Source organism: Micromonospora sp. WMMA1947, assembly GCF_027497355.1.
In the GTDB taxonomy this organism is placed as follows: domain Bacteria; phylum Actinomycetota; class Actinomycetes; order Mycobacteriales; family Micromonosporaceae; genus Micromonospora.
In genome coordinates this window covers 3838158-3850922 of sequence record NZ_CP114909.1, presented here as the reverse complement: position 1 = coordinate 3850922, position 12765 = coordinate 3838158, and the positions used below count along the sequence as shown (strand labels likewise).

General features: G+C 74.6%; 12 protein-coding genes. 4 read left to right on the top strand and 8 right to left on the bottom strand.

What is annotated here, in order from left to right; all coding sequences use genetic code 11:
• Positions 1-22 precede the first annotated feature (22 nt).
• The 4 genes from O7604_RS18495 to O7604_RS18480 form a co-directional block, all read right to left on the bottom strand.
• Positions 23-826 carry an alpha/beta fold hydrolase gene (locus O7604_RS18495; RefSeq protein ID WP_269704955.1) on the bottom strand — a complete coding sequence of 268 codons (804 nt, stop codon included), beginning with the start codon at positions 824-826 and terminating at the stop codon, positions 23-25.
• 167 nt (positions 827-993) lie between these two features.
• Positions 994-1257 carry a DUF6244 family protein gene (locus tag O7604_RS18490; protein ID WP_269704954.1) on the bottom strand — a complete coding sequence of 88 codons (264 nt, stop codon included), beginning with the start codon at positions 1255-1257 and terminating at the stop codon, positions 994-996.
• A 175-nt stretch (positions 1258-1432) separates the two neighbouring features.
• The gene (locus O7604_RS18485) at positions 1433-2212 is read right to left on the bottom strand and encodes a hypothetical protein (protein WP_281577217.1); all 780 of its coding nucleotides are present in this window, start codon (positions 2210-2212) and stop codon (positions 1433-1435) included.
• Between the two features lie 58 nt (positions 2213-2270).
• Positions 2271-4787 (bottom strand): FtsK/SpoIIIE domain-containing protein, encoded by a 2517-nt coding sequence (locus O7604_RS18480; RefSeq protein WP_281577216.1) that lies wholly within the window; start codon positions 4785-4787, stop codon positions 2271-2273.
• A 184-nt stretch (positions 4788-4971) separates the two neighbouring features.
• Here O7604_RS18480 and O7604_RS18475 point away from each other — a divergent pair, with 184 nt between their 5' ends.
• Complete coding sequence (locus O7604_RS18475; protein ID WP_281577215.1) at positions 4972-6384, top strand: alkaline phosphatase PhoX; 1413 nt, start codon at positions 4972-4974, stop codon at positions 6382-6384.
• Between the two features lie 56 nt (positions 6385-6440).
• Here O7604_RS18475 and O7604_RS18470 read toward each other — a convergent pair whose 3' ends face one another.
• From O7604_RS18470 to O7604_RS18460, 3 genes are all read right to left on the bottom strand, one after another.
• Positions 6441-6842, bottom strand: a complete 402-nt coding sequence (locus O7604_RS18470) for a hypothetical protein (protein ID WP_269704950.1) — start codon at positions 6840-6842, stop codon at positions 6441-6443.
• Entirely contained in the window at positions 6839-7150 is a 312-nt protein-coding gene (locus O7604_RS18465; protein WP_269704949.1) for a hypothetical protein, read from the bottom strand. The genes O7604_RS18470 and O7604_RS18465 overlap by 4 nt, the downstream gene beginning before the upstream one ends.
• Positions 7151-7241: 91 nt before the next feature.
• On the bottom strand, positions 7242-7847 hold the full coding sequence (locus O7604_RS18460) for a TetR/AcrR family transcriptional regulator (protein ID WP_269704948.1): 606 nt from the start codon (positions 7845-7847) through the stop codon (positions 7242-7244).
• 262 nt (positions 7848-8109) lie between these two features.
• Between O7604_RS18460 and O7604_RS18455 the strand changes: the two genes are divergently transcribed.
• A complete protein-coding gene (locus O7604_RS18455; RefSeq protein ID WP_281577214.1) occupies positions 8110-9564 on the top strand; it encodes an MFS transporter in 1455 nt (484 codons plus the stop codon).
• Positions 9565-9630: 66 nt separating this feature from the next.
• Here the strand turns inward: O7604_RS18455 and O7604_RS18450 are convergent, their stop codons facing one another.
• On the bottom strand, positions 9631-10416 hold the full coding sequence (locus O7604_RS18450) for an SGNH/GDSL hydrolase family protein (RefSeq protein WP_281577213.1): 786 nt from the start codon (positions 10414-10416) through the stop codon (positions 9631-9633).
• Between the two features lie 194 nt (positions 10417-10610).
• On the opposite strand from O7604_RS18450, the gene O7604_RS18445 reads away from it, so the two are divergent.
• Both O7604_RS18445 and O7604_RS18440 read left to right on the top strand, forming a co-directional pair.
• Positions 10611-12146: a M1 family metallopeptidase gene (locus O7604_RS18445; RefSeq protein WP_281577212.1), complete on the top strand. Its 1536-nt coding sequence runs from the start codon at positions 10611-10613 to the stop codon at positions 12144-12146.
• Between the two features lie 61 nt (positions 12147-12207).
• Positions 12208-12717 (top strand): hypothetical protein, encoded by a 510-nt coding sequence (locus tag O7604_RS18440; RefSeq protein ID WP_281577211.1) that lies wholly within the window; start codon positions 12208-12210, stop codon positions 12715-12717.
• The last annotated feature ends 48 nt before the right edge of the window (positions 12718-12765 follow it).

The window sequence follows — 12765 nt, the reverse complement described above, 5'->3', positions numbered from 1 at the left end:
GCGGCGGGCCCGGGCGGGTGGCTCAGACCGCGAAGCAGTTCGGCTGGATCGCGGCGCCGGAGAGCACCTGACGCACCGCCGTGTACGTGGTGCCGTCCAGCACCAGCCCGAGGTGGCCGACGACCCGCAGCGGGCACCACGCCTGCACCAGGATGTTCGTGGCGCCGTCGGCGAGCACGGCGTTGTCCACCGGCCGGACCAGTTCGTCCTGCCAGGTGCGTACGGTGGCCCAGCGCACCGGGCCGGGGGTGTCGTCCCCGGCGTTGAGGTCGGCGAGGAAGCTCGACCCGATGGTCATCTGCTGGCAGGCGATCACCCCGGCGCAGCTGCCGAGCCCGAGGACGGCGACCAGGTTCGCGACGTAGGTGCCGTACTGCGGGCTGCCCAGGCTGACGTACTGGTCGACGGTCGCCGCGCCGCCGAGGTACTTGACGTACCAGCGGCTGACCAGGCCGCCCTCCGAGTGGCCGACCAGGTCGACCCGGGCCGCTCCGGTGGTGGCGCGCACCCCGTCCACGTAGGACGACAACGCGCGGGCGGACTCGCGGATGTCGCCGAGACCGAGGTTCGGCAACTGGAAGATCGAGACGCGGTAGCCGTCGGCGCGCAGCCGGGCGGCGATCGGCTCGTACGCGATGGAGATTCCACTCAGGCCACCGACCACGATCACCGGGTCGGCGGCCGCGGCGGCGGCCCGTTGCGCGGCGGTGGCGACGGTGGCCGTGGCCGGCGGCGCGGCGGGTTCGGCGGCGGCCTGGGCGGCGGCCGGGACGAGCAGGACGGTGGCGGCGACGGTGGTGGCGGCCAGGATCGTTCGGAGCAGCATGGGCTGCACCTCCGGGGGGAGGCACCCGGGCGGGCCCGGGGGGACGGGTGGGATCCGATCGATCGTGGACACGATGATGCGTGTCCGATTTCACACACGTCAATGAAAAGTTACGCGGCGGTAACCCTTGTCGCGCCCTGCGCGCAAACCGGCATGCCGGACCGGGCTCAGTTGCCCAGCGCCTGGACCTTCGCGATGGTCTCCCGTACGTGCTGCCGGGCCGGCTCCCCGCCCTGCGCGGCCTGCGCCAGCGCCTGCCGGTACGAGTCGATGACCCCGATCAGCGGCCCTGCCGTGGCCCCCTCCAGCGCGCCCGCCACCAGCGCCCGCGCCTCGGCCGCGTCCTGCGCCGCCGCCGCGGTGCGCGCCTTGGCCTCGTCGAGCTTCTGAGCCGCCGCCGCCAGCCTCGCGATGATCTCCGCCGCGCTCACACGCCCTCCCCAGCTCACCGACCCCGCGAGCCTACCGCCCCACCCCGCCCCACCGTCCTCGCGATCTTGTACTTTCCGCCCGCCCGAAAGCCACAAATACCGCACCGCAGGGGCCGAAACTCCATGATCGACGGAGCGGGCGGGTGGGGTGAGGGCGGGGCGGGCGGGCAGGGCGTCAGCGCAGGAGGCGGAACAGGAGGAGGTAGAGGCAGAAGAAGGACGGGGAGACCAGCGCGCAGATCACGAAACCGAGCGGCACGTACCGGCCGGCCGGCGGGGCGTCGCCCTCCACCACCGGGCGGCCCCAGCGGGCCAGCACCACCTGACCGGCCACGAAGGACAGCAGCGGCACCCCCGCGCAGGACAGCGCCGCCACCAGGTCCAGCCCGGTCACCGGCAGCGACGAACCCACAATCGCGATCAGCATCAGCAGCGAGCCCGCGAGCGCGCAGCCCGCGTACACCACCACCGCCCGCGCCGGCGCCGACCAGGTGGGCAGCAGCACCGGCGTGCGGGCCAGCGCGTCGGCCTGCTGCCCGTACCCGTCGGCCTCCTCGGCGAGCCGCCCCGCCGCCGCCAGCTCCGCCGCCGGGTCACCCGCCCGCGGGGCCGGCACACCCCCCGAGGGGTACGCCCCGACATCCGGCCGCCCCGGCGCGTCGGCTGCGCCGCCGGTCACCCCGTCCCCCGGTCCGGGCGCGGAACCCGGCGCTCCCCCGCCGGCCGCCCTCGCCGGTGCCGGCGCCTCCGCCGGGACCGACGTCATCGGCACGCCGATCGCCTGCCCGAGCCGGTCCAGGTGCTGCCCCTGGGCGGCGAGGCGCTGCCCGAGCGTGTCGACGGCGGACTGGAGGCCGCGGCGGCGCTCCGCCTCGGCGGCGATCTCCCGCTCACCGCCGCGCTGCCGGGTCGACAGCTCCCGCAGCAGCGCCGCGTACTCGTCGAATCCGCTCATGCTGGGCCGTCTTCCGTTCGCGACTGCGGGGCTCGCAAACCCGGCTCACTCCTCGCGCTCACGTGATATCTCCCCCGGCGGCGAACGGCACGATCAGCGCGGTGCGGTGCTCGTGCCGGTCGACCAGGAGGGCGCGGCCGTCGCGCGGCGCGTACGCGAGGTCGTGCACGCCGAGGTGCAGGCCCAGGTCGGCGGCGGGAACGTTGAGCGCGACCAGGCCGGTCACGTCGTCGCGGTGCCCGCTGCCGCCGAGGTCGTCGGCGAGGCGGCGCAGCCCGCGCCACCAGCCGAGCACGTGCGTGCCGCGCGCGGGCCCCTGGCGCAGCACGGCGCGCAGGTCGTCGTACCCGGAGCGGAACGTCGCCGGGTCGGAGGCGGCCAGCGTCGTGGCGGCGGCGTCCATGCCGAACACCACCAGGTAGGTGCGCCCGGACGCCGGGCTGTCGCCGGCGGCGGCCTCGGCGAGCTGGGCGCGCAGCGCGTCGGCGTCGAGGCGCCGGACCGGATGCCCGGCTGCGGCCAGCGTCATGGCCAGGTCGTCGGCGGCCTCCGTGGTGCCCGGCGCCAGCGGGGCGAACAGGAACCGGGCGGTGCCGGGTGCGTGCTGGCGGGCCAGCGACAGGGCGGCCGACCGGAGCACGTCCGCGCCGGCCGCGGCGGTGCCGACCACGGCGAGGTGCCGGCCCGGACTGGCGTCGAGCGCGAACCCGGCCGGACTGCCGGCCACGTCGACCACGCGGCCGACGAGTGCGTACGGCGTGTCGGCGCCGGGTGTCAGCGCGGTCCAGGCGCTGTCGTCGGTGAGCCGGGGCGTCTCGTGTCCCCGGAAGACGGCAGGCGGGCGCGACCCGGCCGGACGGGCCGCGTGCAGCTCGTGGCGCAGCGCGGCGAGGTCGGCCGAGGCGGCGTGCGCGTCGGGGAACCGCACCTCCACGTCCGAGCCGGGCGCGCCCGCGCCGGTGTTCACCACGGCGGTGCCGACGGTGAGCCCGCGTGCGGCGTCGTTGCGCGGGTCCAGCACGGCGTCGCCGCCGGGTAGCGCGATCCGCAGCGGGAACTGCCCGAAGATGGCCTCGGCCCGGCCGTAGAGCGCCTCGATGCCGGTGGTGCTCTGGCTCGCCAGCACCAGGTGCAGGCCGTACGAGCGACCCTTGCGGGCCAGCTCCTCGATCAGGTCGACGGCCTGCCGGGCCAGCGCGTCGTTGCCGGCGAACAGCACGTGGAACTCGTCGACGACGGTGACGATCCGGGGCGGCCGGGCGTTCGGCGGCAGGTCCGCCAGCCGGCTGACCCCGTGCCGCTTCAGCAGGTCGGCGCGGCGGCCCAGTTCGGCGCGCAGCTCGCGCAGCACCGCCACGCCGTACTCGCGGTCGGACTCGATGCCGACCGCGTCGGCGTGCGGCAGCCAGGTGGGGTCGCGGTCGGTGGGCACGAACTCGGTGAAGCTGACGCCCTCCTTGAAGTCGAGCAGCATCAGCCTCAGCTCGGCCGGGGAGTAGCGGGCCGCCAGCCCGTAGAGCACGTCGAGCAGCAGGACCGTCTTGCCGGCGCCGGTCCGCCCGCCGACCAGCCAGTGCGGGGTGGCGTCGTCGAACGCCACGCTCAGCGGCCGGCGTCCGGCCCGGCCGAGCACGGTACGCAGCCCGGAGGCGGCGGACCCGGCCCACCGCTGCGCGGGCAGCAGGTCGGCGAACGTGACGCCGTCCTGACCGGCGGTCTCGGCGTACCGGCGGGCCAGCGCGGTCACCGTGGCGTGCGAGGGGTCGCCGTCGAGGACCACCGGTGCGGCCAGCCCGCTGCCGTCGGCGCTGAACGGACGGCCGGGCGGGTCCCCGACGAGCGTGTACCGCTCGGTGAGGCGCAGCTGGGTGGTGGCGCCCAGCGGCGGCGCGGCGGACGGCCCGGCGGGCGGGTGGCCGGCCAGCAGCACGCAGACCGCAGCGGCCGGGCCGGCGTGGGTGAGCGCGGCGAGCCGGGCCAGCTCCCGGGGCGGGGGCGCGGACGCGGCGACCACCACCAGCAGCTCGCGGTCCTCCGGCGCGGATCGCTGGGCGGTACGCGCGTGGCGCTCGGCCAGCTCGAGCAGCGCCGTCGTCTCCGCCTCGGTGGTCGCAGTCGCGGCGAGCACCCCGGCGTCGTGCAGCGGACGCAGCGGCAGGAACGCTGCGCCGAAGGCCGCCTGGTCGATGCCGGCGACCCGGATCGCGCCGGCCGGTGCGGCGGTCAGCAGCCGTACCACCACCGCCCGCAGCAGCTCGCCGACGCGCGGGTCGCGGGCGTCCGCGTCGATAGCCAGGTGCGCGCCCGCCCCCACCGGCACGAGCACCGGGAACGCGCCGTCGACTGTGGTCGCCGCGCCGAGGCGTACCGGAACGGGGTGAGTCGCGACGCGGGCGGTGCCGGGCACCGCGGCGGCCAGCTCACCGCCGAGGCGGGCCAGCCGCGCGACCAGCTCCGGGCTGCCGACCGGCGCCGGCCCGGCGGCGCCGAGCAGCCGCCGGGCCGCCTCCCAGTGGCGCACCGCCCGTCGATGCCGATCGACCGCCTGCCGGTACGCCGAAGCGAGTCTGCCCACCGTCCGCCCTCCGACGTTTTGCGATCGAGGGGAACCCTAACGGACCCGCGCCGCACCGGCACGAGGCGCTCGGCACGCGGGATTCGTCAGCTGTTCACCCGGCTGCGAGCGGCCCGGCCGCTTGCCGTTCCCCCGGCCCCGCTTGCCTTCCCCCAGGCAATCGTGCGCACAGGAAGGCGACGACGTGACCTCCTCACCTCTCTCCCGGCGGGCCTTGCTGCGCGGCGGCGCGGCCGGCGGACTCGGCATCGTGGTGACCGGCAGCCTGGAGGCGATCGCCGGACCGGCCGCGGCCCGGCCCGCGTGCCGCCCCGCCGTCGGCTACGGCGACCTGGTGCCGGACCCGGCCGGTCTGCTGGCGCTGCCGCCGGGCTTCTCGTACACGGTCGTCGCGCAGGCCGGCGCGACGCTGCTGGAGTCCGGGCAGCCCACCCCGAGCGACGCCGACGGCACCGGCTGCTTCCGCGGCCCGCACGGCTCGGTGCTGGTGAACAACCACGAGATCGGCGGCGACGAGCCGTACCCGGTGCCGGCGCTGGCCGGCCTCACCTACGACCCGGGCGCCCGCGGCGGCACCACCACGATCGAGGTGGACCGGCACGGGCGGCGGCTGCGCGAGTACGTGAGCGTGGCCGGCACGCACAACAACTGCGCCGGTGGCATCACCCCGTGGGGCACGTGGCTGACCTGCGAGGAAACCGAGCAGCGGGCCGGTGGGCGGTATCTGAAGGATCACGGGTACGTCTTCGAGGTCGACCCGCACGACCGCTCCGCGAACACCGGCCCGGTGCCGCTGACGTTCCTCGGGCGGTACTCCCACGAGGCGGTGGCTGTCGACCCGTACACCCATTCGATCTACCTGACCGAGGACGCGAGCGGGCCCAACGGCCTGTACTTCCGGTGGACGCCGCCGCCCGGCTTCCGGGCCGGCAAGGGCGCGCTGCGGGCGCTCGCCCAGCGACCCGACGGCGGCACCGCAGGCAGCCTCGCCGCGATGCGCTGCCTGCGCGGCGACGACCACGTGGCCGACCTGTCCGAGGCCACCACGCCGGGCACCCGCTACCGGGTGGAGTGGATCGAGGTGCCCGACCGCGACGCCCGGACCGTGTCGGTCCGCAAGCAGTTCACCGACGCCGAGGTTACCCGCAGCCGCAAGCTGGAGGGCGCCTGGTGGGGCGACGGCGGCGCGTACTTCGTGGCCAGCTACGCCCGGCTCGACGACGGCAGCGCGCACGAGCACGACGGCCAGGTGTGGTTCTACGACCCGCGCCGGCAGACCGTGACGCTGAAGACCATCTTCGGGGTGAACACCGACCCGGAGGCCGACCACGGCAACTACGACGGGCCGGACAACATCACCGTCTCGCCGTACGGCGGGGTGATCCTGGCCGAGGACGGCGAGGGCGTGTCGCACCTGGTCGGCGTCAGCGAGCAGGGCAAGGCGTACCCGCTGGCGCGCAACGAACTGAACGACAGCGAGTTCACCGGGCCGACGTTCAGCGCGGACGGGAAGACGTTGTTCGCCAACATCCAGTCGCCGGGGTACGTGTTCGCGATCACCGGACCGTGGGGGCGGCCGGGCAACGGGCACCGCTGACGGGACTGCGAGCGGCCGGCGGTTCTCGCTCAGGGGCCGCCGGCCGGCGCCTCCGGTCAGCCGGGAAAGGCGATGACGGGAAGGTCTCCCCCGTCGCCGTATGCCTTACCCTCGCTGGTCAGCACACTAGCGTCGTGGTCGAGAACGGCCATCACCGCCGCCGCGAGATCGACCCGGCCGGTGATCCTGCGCCAGTAGGCCAACTCCTGCCAGTCCTCGCCCCAGGTCGGCAGAACAGCGCAGGCGGGACGCGCCAACAGCCGGTGCAGCACCGCGCGGTCGCCCGGTTCGTCGATCACCGCCAAGGCCTCGGCCACGACGACCGCTGGCACGCCGAAGCGCACGCCGTCGTGCGCGACCTCGTGCAGCGGCTCGGCCACATGCATCGAACCGGCCACGTAGCCGACCAACGCCGACCGGTCCAGCACCAGGCGGACCGGCGGTTCCTCAGTGGTCATGCCGCCGGTGCCTGACGGTCGGTCTCGCCGACCATCTCCCGTGCCGCCCGGCGCGAACGCTCTCGCAGAGCCTGGCGGCGACCGGGCGACCACTCCTGCTCCACCTGCGCGCGCTGCGCCCGGGCACGTGCACGCCCCTGCGCGGAAACGGTCATCCCGCGCCGGGCCAACTCGGCATCGAGGTCCTCGGCGCGCATCCGCGCCCGCACGGCGTCGACGACGTAGGCGCTGGCGTTCGGCTCGCGTTCCAAACGCTCCGCGACATCCGCAGGCAGCGAGAACGACTTCTTGCTCACCGGTCCGGTCACACTCAGGATGCTATCGGATCGCACCAGCGGCGGCCTGCGCCACGCGGGATCATCCCGATGGGACCTTCCGAGCGGGCATCTTCGGCCTCGGCTAGACCCGGGGCGATCCCGCACCGGCTGGTGGGCGCAGGCCGTCCAGCGCGATGGCCAGCACGCGGTCGCGCTGGGCCGGGTCCGGGAACTGGTACGCGGCCAGCCCGCTGATCAGCCGGATCACGTCGTCGAATCCGGCGTCCGGCCGGGCCGCCCCGGCCTCCTGGGCGCGGCGCAGCAGCGGCTCACCGGTCGCGTAGATCTCGGTGCGGCAGCTGCGGAACACCTCGGAGTCGTGCACCAGCTCCTCGGCCAGCGCCCGCTTGGTGGCCACGTAGGCGACGAACCGGTGCAGCCAGCCGACCAGGGCGTCCCACGGCGGCTCGTCGGCCAGGTCGGCGGCGGAGACGCTGAGCGCGCGCACCTCCTCGACGTAGACCGCCTCGAACAGGTCCCGCCGCTGCGGGAAGTTGCGGTAGAGCGTGCCGATGCCCACACCGGCCCGGCGGGCGATCTCCTCCAGCGACGCGCCCGCGCCGTGCTCGCCGAAGACCTCGCGGGCGGCGGCGATCAGCGCGTCGTAGTTGCGGCGGGCGTCGGCCCGTTTCGGGCGGCGGGAGAAGACCTCACCGGGCACGTCGGCGTCGGCCATGAGGCGCGTCACCCCTTCCGCCTTGCAACCGGAGGCACCCCTCCGCTAGGTTAATGGAGGCACGCCTCCGGTTACTGACCGGAGCCACCCCTCCGGATAGCTTACTCCGGACTTCCGGCCGCCCTCCGGCCACGCGATCCTCGCGCCACGACACGGACCCGGGAGGTCCCACCATGCCCGCCGACCGCTGAGCACCGGCACAACCCGGCCGCCACCGCCGCACGACCGCGCGAGCGGCCACCAGTCTCGTACCGACAACGGGGAGTTCTCCCACATGATCCGCTCATCAGGGCGCGGCTCGCGCCGTCTCACCTTCCTCGTGCTGGCCGCCGGCACCGGATTCTTCGCGATGCTCCAGTCGCTGATCACGCCGGTGCTGCCCACCATCCAGCACGACCTGCACACCTCGCCCAACACGGTGACCTGGGTGCTCACCGCGTACCTGCTCTCCGCGTCCGTCTTCACGCCGATCATCGGCCGCGTCGGCGACATGGTCGGCAAGGAGAAGACGCTCGTCTTCTCGCTCGCCGCGCTCGCGCTGGGCTGCCTGCTGGCGGCCCTCGCCCCCAGCATCGGCGTACTGATCGCCGCCCGCGTGGTGCAGGGCATCGGCGGCGCCGTCTTCCCGCTCTCGTTCGGCATCATCCGCGACGAGTTCCCGGCCGCCCGGGTCAGCTCGGCGGTGGCCTCGATCTCCGCGGTCGTGGCAGTCGGCGGCGGGCTGGGCGTGGTGCTGGCCGGGCCGATCGTGGCCACGCTGGGCTACCGGTGGCTGTTCTGGATCCCGCTGGTGGTGGTCGGCCTGACCGCGCTCGCCGCGCACCGGTTCGTCCCGCGCTCGCCGGTACGCACCCCGGGCCGGATCAACTGGCTCAGCGCCGTACTCCTGTCCGGCTGGCTGGTGGCGCTGCTGCTGCCGGTCAGCAAGGGCGCCGCGTGGGGCTGGGGCTCCGGCCGGGTGGTCGGGCTGCTGGCGCTGGCCGCGGTGCTCGCGGCCGCCTGGCTGGCGACCGAGGCCCGCGCCGCGAACCCGCTGATCGACCTGCGGATGATGCGCCTGCCCGCGGTCTGGACCACGAACCTCGTCGGGTTGCTCTACGGTGCCTCGATGTTCGCCGTCTACGCGTTCCTGCCGCAGTTCGCGCAGATCCCGACCAGCGCCGGCTACGGCTTCGGCGCCAGCGTCACCCAGGCCGGGCTGCTGATGCTGCCGATGCTCGTCGGCATGTTCGTGGCCGGCCTGCTGGCCGGACGACTGCAGTCCCGGTTCAGCGCCAAGGCGCAGCTGAGCACCGGCGCGGTGTTCAACGTGGCGGCCGCCGCCATGCTGACCGTCGCGCACGACACCCGCTGGCAGGTCGGGATCGCCGGTGGCCTCGTGGGCCTCGGCATCGGGCTGGCGTTCGCCTCGATGGCCAACCTGATCGTGGCGAACGTGCCGGCCGGGCAGACCGGCGCGGCGACCGGCATGAACGCCAACATCCGTACCATCGGCGGCGCGATCGGCGCGGCGCTCGCCAGCGCCGTGATCACCGCGAATCCGCAGCCGAGCGGGCTGCCCCGGGAGGCCGGTTTCACGGCGGGCTTCCTGCTGCTCACCGGCATCTCGGTGGCCGCGGCACTGGCCGCGCTCGCCGTACCCTCCGGCCGCCGTCGCCGGCCGCGGCGGCGGATCGGGCCGGCGGTGCCGGACCTGGCGCCGGCGGTGGAGCTGGTCCCGGCCCGCTGACCCCAAGGGGTACGCAGACGGAAGCCCCGCCCGGCGCCTGTGCCGGGCGGGGCTTCGCCGTGCCGGTCAGCCGATCGCGGCGGTCAGCGCGGCCAGGTAGCCGTAGCGGTAGCCGCTGGCGTTCGGGTGGTACGCCTCGATGACGCCGCTGACGTCCCGGATCCACGGGTCGGCGGCGCACACGCCGTGCCCGGCGAAGAACGGCCGCGCGTCGACGAAGGTGCCCCCGGCGGCGGCGGCCCGGCCGGAGATGACGCCGTTGAGCGTGTCGGCGGCCTGGTTGAGGATGGTGCGCTTGTAGCTGCTCATGGCGAGCAGGCCGCAGGAGCCGGTCTCGAACAGCCGCGGGTAGCCGAGCACCACCAGCCGGGCGTTCGGGGCCCGGTTGCGGATCGCGGTGTACGTGGCGTCGAGGCGGGCCGGCAGCGTCGCGGTGGCGAACGCCTTGGACTCGTTCACCGCGCTCTCGCAACTGGACGTGCTGCCGAATCGGCAACTGGTCATCACGTCGGCGAAGCCGGCGTCGTTGCCGCCGATGGTGATGGTGACGAGTGTGGTGCTGCTGCTGAGCTGGCCGACCTGGTTGTTCAGCACGTCGGCGGTGACCGCGCCGCCGCAGGCCGGGAACTTGAAGCTGGTGACCGAGTGGGCGGCGGCCCAGAGCGGGGCGTACGACTTCTGGCTGCGCAGGCAGGTGGACAGGTCGTACGGGCCGGCGCCCACTCCGGAGGAGTAGGAGTCACCGAGGGCGACGTAGTTGACGGCGGCCGCCCGGGCGGCGCCGGGCAGGAGCACGGCGCCGAGGACGGCCGCCAGGACGGCGGCGAGCGCGGTACGGACGCGACGGGACATGACAGAGCCTCCACGGGGCAGGGTGGTGGAGCCCGTTGACCGCGCGCGTGGCCGAGGGATCAGTGCTGTTACTGGTCGGTAATGCTATCGAAACATTTGCCGAAATTGAATAGTCGAGATCGGCCCGACGGGACAGATGGTTCACATGTGTCGATTAGGTTGGCGGTGACGACACCCGACGGAGGGAGTCCACCGTGCGACGCGCACTCACGGCGGCGATCGCCGCCCTCACCCTCACCGCGAGCGGCACCGCAGTGACCGGTGCGCCCACCCAGGCCGCCCCCACCGGATGGGGCCGGCCGCAACCCGCGGCGGCGACCCCGACGCCGGGCAGCCCCGGGCTGGGCGACAGCTACTTCCCCGACTACGGCAACGGCGGCTACGACGTCGGCCACTACGACATCCGGCTGCGCTACGACCCGGCCGGCGACCGGCTCACCGGCACTACCACGATCCTGGCCACCGCTACCAAGGACCTGTCCCGGTTCGACCTGGACTTCGTCCTCGACGTCGCGTCGGTGCGGGTGAACGGGTGGGTCGCCGGGTTCACCCGGGCCGGCGACCACGAGCTGGTGATCACCCCGGCCCGGCCGCTGACGAAGGGCCAGCAGCTCACCGTCGTGGTGACGTACGCGGGCGTGCCGTCGCAGACCACCGTCCAGGGCTACACCGCGTGGACGCGTACCGCCGACGGGGCGCTCGCCGTCAACGAGCCAGAGTCGGCCTGGTGGTGGTACCCGAGCAACGACCACCCGAAGGACAAGGCCACCTGGGACATCTCGGTGTCGGTGCCGACCGGCGTCGAGGTGATCAGCAACGGCGTGCAGCCGCGCGACCCGCTGCCCGAGGCCGGCAACCGCACCCGGTGGAGCTGGCGCAGCGTCAAGCCCGGTGCCACGTACCAGGCGTTCCTGGCCATCGGGCAGTACGAGATCGTCACCGACGTCGCGCCGAACGGGCAGCCGGTGGTGAACGCGTACAGCACCACGCTGGGCGAGCGCCTGCCCGCCGCGCGGGCCAGCATCGAACGCACCGCCGAGATCGTCGACTGGGAGAGCGGGCTGTTCGGCCCGTACCCGTTCGAGGCGCAGGGCGGCGTGGCCGGGCCGGTCGACGGCATCGGCTTCGCGCTGGAGACGCAGACCCGCCCGGTGTACGGCCCCGGCTTCTGGCGGCGCGGCGCCAACCCGTACGTGGTGGTGCACGAGAACGCCCACCAGTGGTTCGGCGACTCGGTGGCGGTGGCGGACTGGCGGCACATCTGGCTCAACGAGGGCTTCGCCTCGTACGCCGAGTGGCTCTGGTCGGAGGAGCAGGGCGAGGGCACCGCGCAGGAGCTGTTCGACTTCACGTACGACAGCTACCCGGCCGACTCCGAGTTCTGGCAGGTGCTCCCCGGCGACCCGGGCGCCGGGCGGATCTTCGACGACGCCGTCTACGACCGGGGCGCGATGGCGCTGCACCAGATCCGGCTCGCCGTCGGCGACGCGGCGTTCTTCCGCATCCTGCGGACCTGGACCGCCAAGCGGCAGTACGGCAACGGCACCGTCGCGCAGTTCCAGGCGCTCGCCGAGCGGATCTCCGGACGGGACCTCGACGCGGTGTTCACCACCTGGCTGTTCACTCCGGGGCGGCCCGACGTGGCCGCCGCCGCGCGGACGACCGCCGCACCGGCACCGCCGGCCTCGTCGGCGAAGATCCGCGCGGCGCACGACCTGCTCGGCCGCTGACGGTGCCGGCCGGGCCGGTCCGCTGCGGCGGCCCGGCCCGGTTCGTCCGGGGAGGAGACCGGTGATACGCAACGTCCACGAACGACACCTGCCGGTGCCGGCTTCGGCGGCCGGGGCGCTGATCGACTCGCTGGCCGGGCCGGAGGACCGCCTCTGGCCGCTGCGGCGCTGGCCGGCCATGCGCCTGGACCAGCCGCTGGGCATCGGCGCCACCGGCGGCCACGGGCCGGTCCGCTACACCGTGCAGGACTACCGGCCCGGCGCGTACGTCCGCTTCCGGTTCCTCGCCCCGGCCGGCTTCCGCGGCCACCACGAGTTCGAGGTGCTGCCCGGGACCGGCGACGGGTGTCTGCTGCGCCACCGGCTGGTGATGACCGCACACGGGTCCGCGCGGGTGAGCTGGCCGCTGTTCTTCCGTCCGCTGCACGACGCGCTGGTGGAGGACAGCCTCGACACCGCTGTGGTCAGCCTCGGCCTGGCCCGGCCCGCACCGAGGCGCTGGCCGGCGCGGGTACGCGTCCTGCGCGGGCTGGCCCGGACGGTGAGCCGCGGCCGGCGCGCGGTCCGGTGAAGTGTTAAGAGGGGCCCCCTCCTCTACCTGAGGCGTTAAGAGGGGGCC